This window comes from Streptomyces sp. NBC_00258, from assembly GCF_036182465.1.
Taxonomy (GTDB): Bacteria; Actinomycetota; Actinomycetes; order Streptomycetales; family Streptomycetaceae; genus Streptomyces.
Map to the genome: position 1 here is coordinate 964,975 of NZ_CP108081.1, position 16,607 is coordinate 981,581.

14 protein-coding genes and 1 pseudogene are annotated in these 16,607 nt (G+C 68.4%); 8 read left to right on the top strand and 7 right to left on the bottom strand.

The genetic code is table 11. The features are described from left to right. The first annotated feature begins 130 nt into the window (after positions 1-130). Positions 131-421 (top strand): hypothetical protein, encoded by a 291-nt coding sequence (locus tag OG718_RS04600; RefSeq protein ID WP_313904928.1) that lies wholly within the window; start codon positions 131-133, stop codon positions 419-421. A gap of 521 nt (positions 422-942) precedes the next feature. Here OG718_RS04600 and OG718_RS04605 read toward each other — a convergent pair. Then, positions 943-1,722, bottom strand: a complete 780-nt coding sequence (locus tag OG718_RS04605; protein ID WP_328843341.1) for an NAD(P)H-dependent oxidoreductase — start codon at positions 1,720-1,722, stop codon at positions 943-945. Positions 1,723-1,859: 137 nt separating this feature from the next. Here OG718_RS04605 and OG718_RS04610 point away from each other — a divergent pair, with 137 nt between their 5' ends. After that, positions 1,860-2,759: a helix-turn-helix transcriptional regulator gene (locus tag OG718_RS04610; RefSeq protein WP_328843342.1), complete on the top strand. Its 900-nt coding sequence runs from the start codon at positions 1,860-1,862 to the stop codon at positions 2,757-2,759. A gap of 121 nt (positions 2,760-2,880) precedes the next feature. After that, positions 2,881-3,468, top strand: coding sequence for a DinB family protein (locus OG718_RS04615; protein ID WP_328843343.1), 588 nt, complete (start codon positions 2,881-2,883; stop codon positions 3,466-3,468). 292 nt (positions 3,469-3,760) lie between these two features. Here OG718_RS04615 and istB read toward each other — a convergent pair whose 3' ends face one another. Both istB and istA read right to left on the bottom strand, forming a co-directional pair. Further along, positions 3,761-4,531, bottom strand: coding sequence for an IS21-like element helper ATPase IstB (gene istB / locus OG718_RS04620; RefSeq protein WP_266817962.1), 771 nt, complete (start codon positions 4,529-4,531; stop codon positions 3,761-3,763). Further along, complete coding sequence (gene istA, locus OG718_RS04625; RefSeq protein WP_328843034.1) at positions 4,528-6,126, bottom strand: IS21 family transposase; 1,599 nt, start codon at positions 6,124-6,126, stop codon at positions 4,528-4,530. The genes istB and istA overlap by 4 nt, the downstream gene beginning before the upstream one ends. Here istA and OG718_RS54345 point away from each other — a divergent pair. Further along, on the top strand, positions 6,116-6,703 hold the full coding sequence (locus OG718_RS54345; RefSeq protein ID WP_443054895.1) for a DUF6896 domain-containing protein: 588 nt from the start codon (positions 6,116-6,118) through the stop codon (positions 6,701-6,703). The genes istA and OG718_RS54345 overlap by 11 nt on opposite strands. A gap of 4 nt (positions 6,704-6,707) precedes the next feature. Here OG718_RS54345 and OG718_RS54350 read toward each other — a convergent pair. Together OG718_RS54350 and OG718_RS04635 are read right to left on the bottom strand one after the other, a co-directional pair. Beyond that, a pseudogene (locus tag OG718_RS54350) lies at positions 6,708-7,175 on the bottom strand (transposase); the annotation flags it as partial. A 478-nt stretch (positions 7,176-7,653) separates the two neighbouring features. Continuing rightward, the gene (locus OG718_RS04635; protein ID WP_328843344.1) at positions 7,654-8,601 is read right to left on the bottom strand and encodes a hypothetical protein; all 948 of its coding nucleotides are present in this window, start codon (positions 8,599-8,601) and stop codon (positions 7,654-7,656) included. Between the two features lie 648 nt (positions 8,602-9,249). Between OG718_RS04635 and OG718_RS04640 the strand changes: the two genes are divergently transcribed. Together OG718_RS04640 and OG718_RS04645 are read left to right on the top strand one after the other, a co-directional pair. Next, positions 9,250-9,480, top strand: coding sequence for a hypothetical protein (locus OG718_RS04640; protein ID WP_306935218.1), 231 nt, complete (start codon positions 9,250-9,252; stop codon positions 9,478-9,480). A gap of 17 nt (positions 9,481-9,497) precedes the next feature. Next, positions 9,498-9,740, top strand: a complete 243-nt coding sequence (locus tag OG718_RS04645) for a hypothetical protein (RefSeq protein ID WP_306935219.1) — start codon at positions 9,498-9,500, stop codon at positions 9,738-9,740. Here the strand turns inward: OG718_RS04645 and OG718_RS04650 are convergent. After that, positions 9,718-12,540: an ATP-binding protein gene (locus tag OG718_RS04650; protein WP_328843345.1), complete on the bottom strand. Its 2,823-nt coding sequence runs from the start codon at positions 12,538-12,540 to the stop codon at positions 9,718-9,720. The genes OG718_RS04645 and OG718_RS04650 overlap by 23 nt on opposite strands. A gap of 319 nt (positions 12,541-12,859) precedes the next feature. On the opposite strand from OG718_RS04650, the gene OG718_RS04655 reads away from it, so the two are divergent. Further along, positions 12,860-14,434 (top strand): TIGR03086 family metal-binding protein, encoded by a 1,575-nt coding sequence (locus OG718_RS04655; RefSeq protein WP_328843346.1) that lies wholly within the window; start codon positions 12,860-12,862, stop codon positions 14,432-14,434. 338 nt (positions 14,435-14,772) lie between these two features. On the opposite strand, the gene OG718_RS04660 is transcribed toward OG718_RS04655, so the two are convergent. Further along, entirely contained in the window at positions 14,773-15,351 is a 579-nt protein-coding gene (locus OG718_RS04660; protein ID WP_143644259.1) for a TetR/AcrR family transcriptional regulator, read from the bottom strand. A gap of 91 nt (positions 15,352-15,442) precedes the next feature. On the opposite strand from OG718_RS04660, the gene OG718_RS04665 reads away from it, so the two are divergent. After that, the gene (locus OG718_RS04665) at positions 15,443-15,889 is read left to right on the top strand and encodes a DUF1772 domain-containing protein (protein WP_306935223.1); all 447 of its coding nucleotides are present in this window, start codon (positions 15,443-15,445) and stop codon (positions 15,887-15,889) included. Positions 15,890-16,607: the final 718 nt, after the last annotated feature.

Sequence of the window (16,607 nt, forward strand, 5' to 3'; positions counted from 1 at the left end):
CCAGAGCCGTCTTGGTCAGTCCGGCCAGAGCCAGACCGTCCGTCAATATGCGGCGTAACTCGACGTGCGCGGCCTCGCGCTTCGTGCGCCCGTCGTGCATGCGACCGTCTCCTGCTCAGTGTGTTCGCCGATGTTCATCTTCGCCCGGCCGAACCACGGCGAACAGCGCTTTCGGGACGTTGAGTCACGTCAACGTCTCACCGTCCTCTGGGAGTTCGTGGTGTCGCATGTCGCTGTTGTGCTGTTCTCCGTTGTCTCTGTGGTACTCGTCGCATTGTTGGCAGCCGTCGGCACCGGCAAACTGGCTCGCCTGGACGGCGCCACATACCCGGCTGCCCTGATGCGTTCCGCCGCCGCCTTCGCGGCAGTCCTCACCCTTGCTGCTGCCGTGACAGGCGCCCTTGCAACCGTCCTGAACTGAGGAATTGGTCCCGGTGGGCAGACTGCGGGCTCACCCGACACGTTGTGGACGCTGCCGCATTTCACCTCTGTCGGGGACCTTGCGAGGTCGTCGGGGTCCCGGGCTGTGCGCGATGTCGATGCGATCCGGCTCCCGCAGTGGGGTCGGGTGGTGGAGGCCGACGGTGTCGTGCCGTACGAGGTACAGGGCGCGGACGGGGAGCCGATCGAGCAGATACGCCGGCATCTGCGTGACTTCGTCGCTCAGGGCCGCCGTGCCGGGAGCGTCCGGAGCTACGCCTACGCGTGCTGGATGGCCCCGCGAACAAGGACTGTTAGTCGTCTCACCGAACGAGATCACCCCATGGCCCCTTTCGGGCTTACCTCGGCGATGCCCCGTGACCCCCGTGAGTTCGGGCAACTGAAGGCTGTTGGGCGGGAACCCGAGGGCTCGACGCCCCGATGTCAGGAGGTGGACCCTCGGGTTCGTGGTGAAGTCGCGGAGGTGGTCTCCATGGGACGTTCCAGGGAGAGCGCGGGCGGTCAGCTGCGAACGTGCAGCCCGAAACTCGTGCGGCCCGCGGGCTCAAGTCCCTCCTTCAGGTGCAGCGAGGGGATCTCGTAGTCGCCGAAGTTCTGCCGTCGGAACGCAATCGGCTCGGTCGACTCCAGGGTGAGCAGGCGCTGCTCCCAGGCCTTGGCGACGTCTGAGTAGCCCTCCTCGGTCATCCGGTCGGTGCCGTAGAGCACGAACGGCGGCAGCACCTCGACGCCCGGGTAGTAGAGGATGCCGTGATGGATCGGGAACAGCAGATCGTCGATGGGGCCGTTGATCCCGCGAGCGGCGTAGTGTGACTCCGGGCCGCCGGCGGTCACCGACAGCAGAGCCTTCCTGCCCGCGAGGGTGCCTTCGCCGAAGCGCTCGCCGTATTTGGTGTCGCTGTGCTCACCGACGCCGTACGCGAAGTGGTAGGTGAACACCCGGTCCACCCAGCCTTTGAGGATCGCGGGCATCGTGTACCACCACAGCGGGAACTGGAAGATGATCGTGTCGGCCCACAGCAGCTTCTCCTGCTCGGCGAGGACGTCCGGGGTGAGCGTCCCGGCATCGAAGGCCCGGCCCGAGTCCAGGGCGACCTTCAGCGGACTTGAGGCGTCGGGTCCGTAGTCCGCAGCGTCCACGACCGCCTTCCAGTTCATCGCGTACAGATCGCTCACCCGTACCTCGTGCCCGGCGGTCTCCAATGTGGACACCGCGAGGTCCTTCAGCGAGCTGTTGAGCGACTTCGGCTCCGGGTGGGCGTGGACGATCAGCGTCTTCATGGGAACTCCTTCGGATCGGTGCCTTTGATCCTGGGCGCCGCGGCGCCCGGCGTTCAGGGGCGCCTCATCCATCGGACGGGACTTCCTGGTATCGGCAGGGCCACCTTCACGGGCACCACCGAGGCCATACTGGGGGCATGGACGATCTTGCGGGCTTCCTGCGGACCCGACGTTCCCGGGTCGACCCGGCGGCCGTCGGCATCCCCACCGACAGCCGCCGCCGGGTTGAAGGCCTGCGCCGCGAAGAGGTCGCGCACCTGTCCGGAGTCAGCGTCGACTACTACGTACGCCTGGAGCAGGGCCGCGCAACTCAGCCCTCCGAGCAGGTCCTCGACGCCATCGCCCGCGTCCTCGGCCTCGACGAGACCGAACGCGGGCACCTCTACCGGCTCGCCCGGCAACGCCGCCGCCGCGCGAAGGCGCCGGGCGGCCGGGTCCGGCCGGAGTTGCTGCGCGTCCTCGGCCTGGTCGCCGATGCACCCGCGCTGATCATGGATTACCGACTGGACGTGCTCGCCGGGAACCACCTCGCCGGGCTCCTCTACGGCCGGCCGATGCCGGGCCTGAACACCGCCCGGCACATCTTCCTTGAGGAGGCCGAGCGCGGCCTTTACGCGGACTGGGAGAAATGCACCCTCGACGTGGTCGGGCACTTGCGCCTGGCCGCCGGCAAATACCCCGAGGACCCCCGTCTGGCCTCACTCATCGGCGAACTGGCCATGGGTAGCGAGCGCTTCCGCCGCCTCTGGGCCCGCGCGGACGTGCGCGCCCGCACTCATGGCCGCAAGGCGTACCGGCACCCGCTGGTCGGACTGCTGGAACTGCACCAGGAGAACTTCGCACTACCGGACGAATCAGGCATGGAGCTGCTGGTGCTGTCCGCGGCCCCCGGCAGCCCTGCCGAGGACGGGCTGCGCCTGCTCGCGGGCCTGGGCGCGGACAGCGGTGACGCGCATCCCACAGTGAACGCTCAGATCCGCGAGCAACTCAACGACGCCGACCCACCTGAGGTCCCCCCGGCCTGCGGGAGGTGCTGATCAGCTGGTCAGGGCGGGTTGAACAGGGCGGCGGGCATGGCCAGGCCTCGGCTCTGCCAGTCGTTGCGGAGCACGTACGGGATCGTGAGACCACGAGCAGCCCGTGGCAGGCTCATGCCGCATGATCGATGAATTCGCGAAAGGCAACCTGCACGGGAGACTGCGGCGGGACCGCAAGGCGCTGCTCTGGAAACTCGACGGCTTGTCCGAATACGACGCCCGCCGGCCTTTGACGGCGACCGGGACCAACCTCATCGGTCTGGTCAAACACGTGGCCACCGTCGAGGCCAGGTACTTCGGTGAGGTCTTCGACCGTCCTTCCCCGGAACCGCTGCCCCGGTGGCAGGACTCCGACGGCAGCGATCTGTGGGCGGCCGAGGACGAGACCCGCGATCAGATCATCGGGTTCTACCGGCGCACGTGGGAACACTCGGACGCGACGATCAACGAACTTCCCCTCGACGCCGCCGGCCACGTGCCGTGGTGGCCGGAGCCTTATCCCAACACGAACCTGTTCGCCATCATGGTCCATGTCCTCGCCGAGTCCATCCGGCATGCCGGGCACGCCGACATCCTCCGCGAGGGCCTCGACGGCCGGACCGGCGTGCGCGCCGAACACGAGAGGCAGATCGACGAGGAAGCCCGTGCAGCCTACTGCGCGAAGATCGAGCAGGCCGCCAGGTCGGCCGCACCAATCAAGGCTTACTGATCGTTTCAGAATGCCGTCCTGCGGAGACGCTGGCGGCCCATGGAGCAATCCCTTCAGCCACGGGCTCAGGGGGTGACGCCGTATGGAACAGGTTGGGGCTGCACGAGACCTCGTGCTCGGTTACGTCCACGCTCTGAACGCGATGGACGAGGCCATGAGGGTGGCGATCCCACGCTGGAGCGACTGGCAGATGTCCTCGGCCTGGTCCGTTCGCGCCGGATTGTGAACGTCGGCGATATTCCCCAGGGGGTCTGTCGGGGCAATTCCCCACCCCCTGGGGCGTGAGTCGATGTCAGCTGGCCGGGGGCTTGCTGGAGCCGGAGGGCCCCTTCGGTCGCTTGTTGGGACGGTAGCTGGGGCCGTTCATGATGACCTGGTGGCTGGCGTTGATCAGCCGATCGAGGAGCGACTCGGCGACGACGGGATTCGGGAAGAGCGGATACCAGTCGCTGGGTGCCCGGTTGCTCGTGATGATCAGGGAACGCCCTTGCCGCTCGGAGACCAACTCGTAGAGGTCGTCGGCCTGGGAGGCGTTCATCTGGCGCATGGCGAAGTCGTCGAGGATGAGCACGTCTGGTCGGATGAGGTCGCGCATGCGCCGGTCCCAGGTGCGGTCCGCGTGGCCGCCGGCGAGTTCGGAAAGGACGCGGCTGGTCTTCGAGAAGCGGACGTTGGCGCCCTGGCGGACGGCCTGGTGGCCGAGGGCCTGCGCGACGTGTGTTTTCCCGACGCCGACGGGTCCGAACAAAATGACGGACTCGCCGGAGTGGAGCCAGCGCAGGGCCGCGAGGTCGCGGATCTGGGCGGCGGGCAGTTTCGGGGAAGCGTTGAAGTCGAAGCCCTCCAGGGTGACTTGCTGCTCGAACCGGGCTTTGCGCAGGCGCCGTTCGAGGGCGACGGACTCGCGGCGAGTGATCTCGTCCTGGCAAAGAACCTGCAGAAAGTCGAGGTGGCCAAGCTCGCCGCCCTGGGCCTGCGTGAGCCGGGCGTCGAGGGTTTCGAGCATGCCGGACAGCCGCAAGATCTTGAGCGAGTCGCGCAGGGCGGTGGTCATCACGCTCACCGGGCGGCCTCCTCAGCGTCACCGTTCCCCTGGTCGTCGCCGACGGTGCCGGAGATCTGGGTGGGGATGACGGCGTCGGCGAACAGACCCTCGGGGCCGTGCAGAAAGGCCGATGCGCCGGCGTCGCCGGTCTCGGGTTCCGGGTCGGTCTCGGTGCCGGCGACCAGGATGCCCTTGACGGTCCGATAGGACGGGTCGCCGACCGCGATCGCCTTCGCGCAGGCGGCCTCGAGCCTGGTGTCGCCGTACTTCTTGCGCAGGCCGAGCACCCCCTGGGCGGCCCGGAGCCGATAGAGGGCATTGACCTCCAGGAGCTGGTCGATCACCTGCCGGCAGGCGTCCCCGACCTGCGAGGCTTGGCCGCGGCACCAGATCGGCGTGCGCATCTGGAAGGCAATCTTCTCGGGCGGGTAGTCGTTCTTGTCGGTGCGTTTGCCCTGCTCAAGTGCGGCATGTGTCTTGACCAGTTCGCCCTCGTGGAAGACCTGCACCATAGTGGCGGTGGAGCGGACATCGACGCGACGGCCGATGAGTTTCCAGGGCACCGAGTAGAGGGTCCGGCCGACCTTGACGTGGATGTCCGGGCCGACCGTCGCCTTCGACCATCTGGCCAGCACGAACGGCGCCTCGGGCAGCGGCAGCAGGGCCGACGCCTCGATCGTCTCGAACACAGACAGCGGAGCGGCACCGCCCAACGGGCGACACTGCCGCTGACCTGCGACATTCCGGGACCAGAGCAGGGCCTCGGCCTGCATATGGTCCACCGAGGTGAACGTCCGCCCGCGCCAGTAGGAGTCGCGGACGTAGGGCATGGGCCGCTCCACCCTGGGCTTGTCCTTGGGCTTCAACGCCCGGGCCGGATCCACCAACGCCCCGTAGTAGGTGGCGAGTTCGGCATACGACCTGTTGATTTTCGGATCGTAGAGGTCCGGCTTGTCGACCCCCGTCTTGAGGTTGTCCGGCACCAGTCGGCGCGGCACCCCGCCGAAGAACCGGAACGCTTCCACGTGCGCTTGGGTCCAGGCGTGCTGATCCATGTGCGCCACCGGGCGTACGAACATGTGCCGCGAGGCGGGCAGCACCATCACGAACGCCCAAATCCGGTGCCGTTTCCCGGTGTTGGGATTGATCCACTGCCCCAGGAAGCCGTAGTCGATCTGTGCTTCCGAGCCCGGCTCGACGTTCTCCCGCAGCACGGTGACCTTGGACCGGGCCGCCTCGTCGGGCAGATTCTCGTGCACCCACCGGCGGAACGAGGTCAGCCCCGCCTGCAGCTTTCGCTCGTCGCGCAGCCGCTGATGGATCGTGGTCACCGTGCAGGTGTTCAACATCTCCACCACGTAGTCGCGGTGTCGCTCGATCTCCGGCCAAGTCAGCTGATTCAGCCGCCTGTTGGCCTGATCGGGGAACCAGCTCTTGATCAGTTTCGCCCAGTCGGTCTCGCTCATCGGCGGTCCGCCCGGGGTGATCCCGGCCGCCTCGGCCGGCGCCAGATACTTCCTGATTGTCTTCCGGTCCAGCCCGAGCGACGCCGACAACTGCGTCTTCGAGCGGCCCGCGTACCAGTGGACGTAGATCTCCACGATGTCCGTCACGCTGAATGTTCTCCTTGCCATCCGGATCGCCCGTCGACCCTCCCGGTCCGCTGGTCAAGGGACACCAGCGACTCCGAGTAGGCCCGGACCCTCAACCCGGCACGGGCATGCCCCAGGGGATCTCCATCGATTCGCAAGAAGGATCTATCGGTCGAACAAACCACCCGACACGGGGAAAGATCATCAACCCGAGACCACGACGGACATCCCCACCCATGACGGGCGTCGCCCTGGGGAACCGGCGTCACCAGGGCGGGGAATTACGGCGACAGAATCAGCCAGAAAGCAGGGAATTGAGCCGTCGCCGACACGGATCAGCCGGAGTGATCACATCGACACCTACTCCTACACGGTTCATGGGGCAGGATGCCGCTTCGTCAGCGACAACGGCACTGAGGTCGATGTGGACTTCGCAGCCGACGGGAGCGAAGTCTTCGACCTCTGGCGGCTGCGCTGGTATGGGCTGAGCCTGCCAGAGCCTCTTGACGTCACGGATCAGGGCCTGCGATCCGCAGTGCGGTCCCTGCAACCGCTTCTGGACGAGGTGCGGCCGGGGTGGTTCAGCGTAGCCAACTGATCGCTCAAGACGAGGTTCGCAGGCGGCGCAGGCATCGAGGCTGCAGGCCAGTTCGAGCAGGCCCTGATGGAGATCGGCTCGTAGCGGGTGCGGAGCCGTTTGACCTGGTGCAAGCCAGGCGAAGGTCCACTCGGCCACCCAGCACACCTTGCCCAGCCCGGAACCGTGGGCGGCGCCGCGGCGGGCAATCACGGGTTTGATGTCGCGCTTCCACAGCAGGCGGCGGTACTTGTCGAAGTCGTAGCCCCGGTCGGCGAACAGACGCCGGGGTTTGCGGCTGGGACGGCCCCGCAGTGGGCGCGTCGAGCCGGGGCAGGAGCTGGGTGACGTCGTGCCGGTTACCACCGGTGAGTGTGATGGCGAGCGGGGTTCCGTGGCGGTCGACGATCAGACATCCGATGCGTCTAAAGGAGTCAAGCTGCGGTCGCGAGTACCGGTTCGGGCTGGGTGGGAAATGCGATGGCCTCATGAGCGGCGTACGACTGGACGAGCCGGACGATCAAGCGGCACCGCGCTCAGATCCGGAAGGCGGACGGGCTCCGGATGTGCGGCGAGGAGGATCAGGCACAGCTCGCGGAGTGGCTAGCCGCGGAGTTGTGCCCGGTGGAGCTGTCGCGGGATCGGCTGGCGGAGGGGGTGGCCCTGTGCCGCAGTGACCACATGGAGCCGATGACGACGCCGGGGCAGTTGGGGCGGCTGGCGGGTTCGGCGGTCAGCACGTTCGAGGATGGGTTTACCCAGGTTCCACCGGCTCGGCACGGCCCGACGTGTCGGTGGCGCACAGGTCTTCAGTGCGGCCACGGTCGATGCCACGGTGGATCAGATCCTGACGGTCCTGGACGGCTGGGGCTATCAGAGCGCACCTGGTCGGCTTCACCCCACGTCGGACAACACCACGGGGAGCACGCCCGGATGGGGCATGCTCCCACTCTGCCTGTTCGGCGCAGTGCCTATTTGGCGCAGAAGACAGTCGTCTCCATGGTCCAAGGACCGTTTGGCGGGATCGAGGATTGGGCGCCGAAGTCGGCGATGTTGGGTGCGTTTGTCGTGCGCGGTGCGATTTCCTGGAGGTGTGTGCCCGGCGTTGTCGTGACGCCGGCGAGGCCGGTGAGGCGCAGCCCGGACGGACAGGAGAGGGTCTTCTTCTGGCTCGCGGCGGTGGTGTTGGACTGGGTCTTGACCTGCTGGAAGTCGCCGAACACGTTCGACCGCGCGCAGACCGAGTAGCCGGTGACGGTGTAGTTGCCGGCGAACCCGTCGGCGTCCTCCTTGGCGATGGCGGCGCTGCTGCTCGCGAAGAATCCGCTGCCGTTGGTGGCGATGCCCAGGTCTACCTGCCCGTTGCCGTTGGCGATCTTGCCGCCGGCACCGATCAGTTGCTTACCGGCCGGGCACGGTGCCGAAGTTTGGTCCGTGGCGCCCGACGTCGGTGCGTTGGTCTGGGAGACGATCTCCACGCCCAGTGCGGCAGGGACGGAAGCGCAGAACGCGAACACCTGGAAGTTCCAGGCCACGGGGATGCCGAACTGGTCCGCCGCCGCGCTGACCTCGAAGCTGTCCCCGCTTGTGGTGTGGATCGGCTGCATCTCGGTGATGACGGCGTGGACACCTCCGATCGTCAACGCGCCTCCTCCGAGTACCCGCTGGCCGGATGGGCAGTCCGCGCGGAAGGGGACCTTCGTCGCCAGGGTGTTGACCGGGGACGATTTGGCGAAGACCTGTACGGAGCCGGGCGGAATAGTGGCCGCCACTGCCGGCGGGGCTCCTAATGCCTGAGTGGCGAGGAGGGTGAGGCCGACGACCGCGGCCGGCGCCCACTTTCTCGTTGAACGAATGTTCAGGGCGCCGGCTGATGCGCCCATCACCAACGTCCGGAAGATCTTGCTGCGTGCCTTCACGGTGTCCTTCTCTCAATGGGTCTGGACCGAACGGGCCGGTGGGTCTGGCCTGGGTCCATGCGTGCCGCAGGTGCACCACGTCCGGTGGCGGCAGCCGTGGCTGGGGTCGGTCTGCTGATGAGCGCTGCGCGGCGGCTGAGTAGGGAGGGAATCCGGGATGCTCCCGGCGGCGTGGGCATCAACGCGCCCGCCGTTCGCTGCTGGGGGCCCGATTGTGGACAGAGCCCCTGCCGTCAGTCGTGGTCATGGCTGCCGGCGGCTCGGGTGGCGTGAACAGCAGTCCTTGGAAGCGGCGCAGAGGCGAGCGTCGGGTAGCGGAAGAGCGGTCCGTTGCCGATGGCGAAGAGCAGCCTCTGCCAGTCATGAGGCTCGCGCCTGGCGCCATCATGCTGATGCGCCGAGCGTCTGCCAGGGCGGCAACGGCGTGGGGTGGGATCATCTCCATTGCTCCTTCGAGGGTGCTCAGCGAGCGACCGTTTGTGACTGGTCCGACCTTGAGCCAGAGCGGGCTATCAGACATCCGTGCCCGCCACGGACCCGAGGACTGCGTGGTGGCATCCGTGCTCGGCACCGATGCGCTGCACCCAGGCATGCGAGCACGCTCCTTCACGCAGATCCGTCGGGGACCTGCGCCGAAGTGCGGGCACCATGACCACAGCAACCGCCGCCGCGACGATCGACGAGGCGAGACTCGAGGCGTTCGTCGGACAGGCGGTGCTGGGGATAGGGGCAGCCATCTCCCGGCTGCTGCACATCGGCCACCGGCTGGGCCGTTACAAGGCGATGGCCGGCGCCGGGCCGATCACCTCGTCCGTGCTGGCGCTTCGACGCATTCCACACCGGCGCGGGCGTCGACTGGGCGGAGCACGACTGCTCTAGCACCGGACGTCACGCTGTTGCTGGTCCAGCCGAACGCCGGCGACGTACTGGAGCAGAACCTGAACCCGGTCGGACGAACCTATGACGGCCTGTCCACGGTGATCTGCACGCCCGGCTCGCCGGCTCAGGAAGTCGGCCTGGGACTGAATGCGCAGGACGGTGAACGCCGGCTGGCCGTCGTGCTGCTCGAGGCCGGGTTCAACCACGTGCGGCGGGCGACCAAGACCCCGTTCAACATCATTGTGGAGGCCAGACCATAGCCGTCGCACCCATCCTCGCCAGCTCGGACTCGCCACGTGCTCGTTGCTCCCCGCCGAGGAAGACGAGCGCCCGGGCCCATTGGTAGCGGCAGCCGACACCCTCCAGGGCAGCGGCCGCGGCGGTCAAACCGTCGTGGCCGACGTCGCCTGAGGCCAAGACCGCCGCTCGGTCGACGATGGCGGTGGCGATCGGGTTTCCCATCGTCACCAGGCGCGCGCGCTGAATGCGAGCGGCGGCGTCCTGGTGCCCGCTGAGGGCTGCTGCCTCGGCCCACACGGCGGCGTACCAGGTCCGCCACACGCTGTCGTACCAGTCCGTCAACTGCCCGGGAGGCGTGTGCAGCACCTGCACCGCCTGCTGGGGCTGACCGCGGTGCAGCAGGAGCAAGGCGTCGAAAAATTCGCCGTACCGAAGCGGTGACGGCGAGCGGCCCGGCGTCCCGAGGGCGTCGATGATGTCCAACCACACAGCACGAGCGTCGTCGTCCCCGCGCAGTCCGTGGACCGTCGCGGCCGCATACGCGGCGCTCCTGAGATTGCCCGCACGGGGCCGGCCCGCCCGGTCCCACCCTTCGCGGAAACGCTCCGCCAGCGTGATCGTCTCGTCCCAGTCGCCGGCGAGCGCGGTGACGACGAGCATCCGCCTGGTCGCCAAGTGGCCCTCCTCACGGTAGAACGGCAGATCCCGCAGGCGCTCGGCATGTTTCCTCGCGGCTCGTAGGTCACCGGCGGCGACGGCGCAATGGTCGGCCATGCCGAACCCGTCGAAGAACTCCAACCCGGTCGTGGCCGTCACCTGCAGCGGGGCCAGCAACTCGGTGCGCCGCATCGCGCTGGCCGCCGCGGCTCGGACCTCGCCACGGCCCAGCTGCACCGCAGTGAGCTGGTCGAGCGCGGCGCTCTCGATGAGTGGGTCGTCGATGCGGCGGGCCAGCGTGAGCGCGCGCTTGATGAGCTCGAGGGTGGCCGGATCGGCGATCGCGCCGTTGCACGCCTCGGCGATAAGCAGGCGCGCCTGCGCAGCCGGGTCGCTGTCGGCCAGCATCCACGCCTCGGCGATCAGCGCCTCCACCTCTCCGGCCGCGGGCTCGGTCTCGATCAGCCCCGGGGCGCGGTTGATGAACTCGGCATTCCGGGCGAGGTCACCAGCCGCGCCAACCCGATCACCCGCTCGTATCGATGCGTCGGCCGCAGCCCTGCGCAGCCGCAGCGCGTCGTTGCCGAAATGCCGAGACTCGGCGGCACCTGCCGCACAGCGCAAAGCGTCGGCGGCCCTCAAGTCGTCCGCGGCGAGCTCGGCCGCCTGCTCGTAGCGCCGCTGCGACTCCCCGGGCATGCCCCGGGTGAAGGCCAGCCCGGCCAACCCGATCGCCAACCGGTACCCCTCGGGACGGTATTCAGCCTTGCCGGCCGCCCAGGCCAGGGCACCTCGCAACTCGTCGGCAACCCGATCGAACGCCCCTCGCCAGGAACCGGCGAGTTCGCGGGAGGCGACCTGGAGATCTGCGCTTTCATCCAGACACCAATTGAGGTGGCGCGAGAGTGCCTGGTCCGACTCGCCGGCGCCTTCGAGCCGATCTGCGCCGTACTGACGGATCGTTTCCAAGGCGCGGTAGCGAGTTCCACTCGGCTCCGCGATCGCGGTCAGCAAGCTCTGATCGGCGAGCCCGGCCAGAATGGTCGCCATGGAGCCGGCTGGCTCCGGCGGCCAACCGGCCAGAACCGTCGCCGCAGCGCCGGCGGTGAACGGGCCGGCGAAAACCGAGATCCGGCGCAGCACCGCCTGATCGGGTTCGGCCAGCAGCGCGTAACTCCAGTCGAGCGTCGAACGCAACGAACGATGCCGGTCATCGATCCGTGGCCCGCCGGTCAGCAGCCGCAGCCGGTCGGCCAACCCGGCTTCGAGTCCATCAAGTCCGAGCGACGCGAACCGGGCAGCGGCCAGTTCAATCGCCAGAGCCATGCCGTCCAGGCGGCGGCAGACGGCGGCGATGCGCTTGTTCTCGTCGGACGCCAGCAGGCTCCCGCCGGCCGAGGCCCGCCCAACAAACAGCTCGACCGCGTCACCGGGGCCACCGCCGTCGGCTTCGACGGACATCCCGGGCACCGCAAACACCCATTCGAAGGGCACCAGCAACCTGGCCCGGCTGGTGGCGAGCACCGCCAGCCCGGGGCTGCCGGCCAGTAGCCGCTCCAGCAGGACCACCACGCCGTCCAGCAAGTGCTCGCAGTTGTCCAGTACGAGCAGCGTTTCCCGGCCGGCCATCCAGCCCAGGACGTTGTCCGTCGCTGAGCGGCCCGCACTCTCCCCGAGGCCCAGCGCGTCCGCAATCGCCGCCGCGATCACCAATGGGTCGGTTACTGGTACCAGGTTGACGTACCAAACGCCGTCGGCGAACCGATCGTTCGCCTCAGCAGCGACGCTCAGGGCCAGGCGGGTCTTGCCGACCCCGCCCGGTCCCACAGCCGTGACCAGCCGATGCTCGCGCAGCGCTTTGGTCAGCGCCGCCCGCTCGGCCGCCCGCCCGACAAACGGCGTCAACGGCGACGGCAGCGCCGCGACTGCGGCCGGCGCACCCTCCGGAACAGAGAGCAGGTTCGCCGATACGGCAGCCAGGGCACGGCGATCGGACACCTGCAGCTTGCGCAGCAACGAGGAGACATGACTCTCAACGGTGCGGATGGAGATGAACAACCGAGCGCCGATCTCGGCGTTGGTCAGATGTTCACCGAGTGCGGCAAGGACCTCGGCCTCACGGACCGAGATGCCCACCTCGGGAGGTGTCCTCTGATTGGCCACGTTCAGATTGTGCACGGTGGTCTGCCGGAGGTGCCCCGCCAGCCGAAGAAGAGCACCATCGCGAAGCCCTTCAAGCCACCGCCGGGTTATTTTCTCCCTGGTGTCCGAGTCAGGACTACCGGGCCGACAACGTCGGCCTGGGCGCCTCCGCGGCGGTCTCCCGGAACCGAGCGTGGCAACCACCGGCCGATGTCGGCGTACGACTGTTTATGTCTGGTCGCGTACACCGAAGCGTCCCCCGCGGAATCCCGCGGCGGAGGCTGGCGGAAGCCGGGTGCCTGTTGACTCTCCCTTCGTGGGAGACCCAAGGGTGGAGCGCATGCACGTCGATGACAGCACGTTCTGGAGTATCGGAGAGGTCGCCCGGAAGACCGGGCTGTCGGTGAAGCTGATCCGGCACTGGTCGGACGCCGGGGTCGTTCACCCGGCACGTCGGACTCCGGCCGGTTACCGGCTGTACGGCACCGAGGCACTGGCCCGTCTGCAGCTGGCGCAGACACTGCGAGGGCTGGGCCTGGGGCTGGCGACGATCCGGGACGTACTGGAGCGCGAAAACACCCTGTCGGAGGTGGCCGCGACGCACATCGACGCGCTGGAGAAGCAGATCCGCACGCTGCGAACGCAGCAGGCCGTGCTGCGCTCCGTCATCCGCCGCAACACCACTGCCGAGGGGCTCACCACCATGACCGAGCTGGCGCGCATGTCCGCCGCCGAACGCCGCGCCACCATCCAGGACTTCGTCACCGACACCCTGGGGGAACTGAACGTACCCACCTACCGACGGGGCCTACTGGCCGCCACCCCGGACCTGCCCGCCGATCCCAGCGACGAGCAGGTCGACGCCTGGCTCGAACTAGGCGAACTCGTCAGGAATCCGGCTCTGCGCGCCAGTCTGCGCCGTATGGCCCACTACGCCGCCGAACACCACCCGGGCGAGCACGACGACAGCACGTTGCGGGACGCAGAGCAGGCGACAGACGACTGGCTGCGGCGAGTGGAGACAGCGACGGCGCAAGGAATTGCCCCGGACTCGCCGGCTGCCGATCCCGTCGTCACCGCCATCGTGGCGACCTGGATCCCCACGCAGGCTGCTCCGGACGGAAAGGAGCTCGTCGACGACGCGCAGGCCAGAGGCCTACTCCTCGAGCAGCTCGAAGTCGCTTCCGACACGCACGCCGAGCGGTACTGGCAGCTGCTGTGCATCATCAACGGCTGGCCCGTGCGGCCCAGCATGGCGGCAGCCGGCCGATGGCTGACGACGGCACTGCGGGCGCATCCTGAACCCGGTGTGCGGGCCGCGCAACTCGCCGAGTTGTACGACGCTGGGCAGGACGTGTGGGAACCGGTCGGCGTGCTCCACGCCTGTGACGAAGTCCTGGAGGCCGTCGGCGGACTTGTCTCCGCGGTGGAGCCGGGCCAGTTCGACCGGCCAACGGCCTGCGCCGACTGGGACGTTCAGACCCTCCTCAACCACCTGGTCTGGGAGAACCTGCTGTGGGCCGGCCTGGCCGACGGAACTCCCCGTTCCGACTTCACCGCCGACCATCTCGGGGACGACCATGTCGCGGCATTCCGTACCGCATCCCAGGCCGCACGGTCGGCCTTCAGGCGCCCGGGCATGCTCGAGCGGCGCTACGGGCCCGCTCCCGGGCGACGGCTCGTCGAGCAGTTGGTGATCGAGATGCTGGTCCACGGCTGGGATCTGGCCCGGGCCGTCGGGCACCCCTATGACACCGTTCAGCACGTCGCTGAGACAGCCCTCCCCGTCGTACGCGAGATCTACGGCGATCTGCCCCGTACTGCCGCCGGTTCCTTCGCCCCGCCGCAGCCGGTCCCCGAGGACGCCGCCCCGCTCGACCGTCTCGCCGCCTACCTGGGCCGCACTGTCATGTGACGAACGGCCGGCGCGGCCACATTCCCGTGTACCCGCTTGAGTACGTTCGCGTGTACGCCGACAAGAGGTGGCGTGGCCGTTGCCGGTGTGGCGGCAGGGGTGGAGCGGAACGGGGCCAGCTGCGGGGAGCGGGCGGCTAGCGCTGGTGCATGCCCCGGGGCTGGGGCGCGTACCGAGTCGTGATCAATGAGTACCGCAGCTTCCGGGGCGGGTGCCCCGTCGGGGGTACGGGGCCGGCGACCTGCGGCTGCGCCGTGTGGGCGCGAGTGACCGGGAGCGATGCCGCAAGCAGGCAGCGGGCCCGAGGACCCCGGCCGTGTGCCATCCGGGACGGTGCGTCAGAGCATGGCGAGCCGGTCCACCAGCAGCTCCGTCCTGTGCTCGGCGTCCTCCGGCGGGAGCCGTCCCGCTCGGGTCAGGGTGGCCAGTCCGTGCAGGGACGCCCAGAACGTCTCGGTGAACAGCTCCGGGCGCACGCCGTCCCCGGCGACCTCGCTGAGGCACTCCAGCAGCGCGGCGAAGGCGTCCTTCAACGGTTCGGGGGTGTCCTCCTGCGCGTATGCCAGGCCGCCGTCGAGCTGGAACAAGGCGTCGTAGACCGCCGGGTGGCGTTCGGCGAAGTCGAGGTAGGCACGGGCGAGGGCTGCGACCCGGGCGCGGGAGCCGTCGGCGGCGGCGGTCGCAGCCCGCATCGCCACGGCCATCTCGGAAGCGCCCTGCAGAGCGACGGCGCCGATGATCTCGCGCTTGCCGCGGAAGTGGCTGTAGAGGACGGGCTGGCTGTACTCGATGCTCTCGGCGAGCCGGCGGGTGGTGACCGCGTCCCAGCCCTGCTGCTCGGCGAGTTCGCGGGCCGTCGCCACGATGAGGCGCTCGCGCTCCGCCCGTTCGCGCTGCTTGCGTTCCTGTACCGACATGATTCGATCCTAGCATCGCTAGACAATCGAGCGGCAGCAGTACTAGCGTTGCCTTGCCAGCTAGCAACACTAGATTCTCGGAGGGGTCATCATGCTCGATGCACTTCAGGTCGTCACCATCGTGGTCGTCGGCGTGATGGTGGGGGTGGAGTTCTCCGTCCCCTTCTTCAGCAACCCGATCCTCAACGCACTCCCCGGCGACAACGGCCTGCGCGGCCGCGTCCACGGGGCCCGACTGGGCGGCGCCGTAATGCCGTTCTGGTACATCGGCTCGCTCGTCCTCGTCGGGGTCTGGGCCGTCGCCGGATGGGACGACGACGGCTCCGGCCTCGTCGTGACCGCCGCCGCGCTGCTGATCGCCAGTGTGCTCATGTCGATCCTGGTGCTCGTCCCGATCAACAACCGGGTCAAGACGTGGACCACCGGCAGCCGGCCGGCCGGCTGGAAGGAGCAGATGAAGCGCTGGGACCGCTGGCACTACGTCCGCGTCGCCGTCATCATCGCCGCCTTCACCTGCCTGGCGGCCGCCCTCACCTGAGCCCGCGAGCCGGCGCGGCGCCGGTGGCGCACATTCCCCACTCCCCGGGCCGCAGCGAACCACCGGAATCCCGACGTCCGGACATGCGGCTGCCGCTGAGAGTCCAGTCAGATCTCCACGCCTCACAAACCAAGATCATCTCACGATCAAGATCCACTTTCGATACACGCCCTAGCAGCCGACGAACCCGTAGGGGCGGGGCGGATCATCGAGAGCACTGTTCTGACCCGGAACGGTAGAAGAAGCAGATGCGCTCGCAATCTGCCCTCATTCGGCGGCCAGAGCTGTGCCGGTCATGCCCCCGAGCGCGACTGGGCCGCCGAGTGCAGCGGCAGCAAGTGACTTACGAAGACGCATCCTTGTCCTCCAAGCGAGTCCCGGCCCGTATCGAGCACGCCTTCGCACGCATGAAGGGCTGGAAGATCCGGGATTCCCGTGCGGTTGACGTCCAGGATTGCGTTGAAGACATCGCGTAGTTCGACCTGAACCGGGGGCCGGGGCGCTGCGATCGAGTCGGGCTTCATTTGGGACAGGAAGTGCGTCGGGGCGTCGTCGGGTATGCGCCGGCTTGGGCAGCAGTCGGAGCCGGCCCTCTGCGGCGTCCCGCTCCGCTTCGACCGGGCTCGGTACGGCGAGGCAACCACCGGTTCTTGCCAGCACGCCGACGGTGCGCGCGGTGTGACGTGGTTCACATCGGCGGCCTGTCACGTCCGATGCG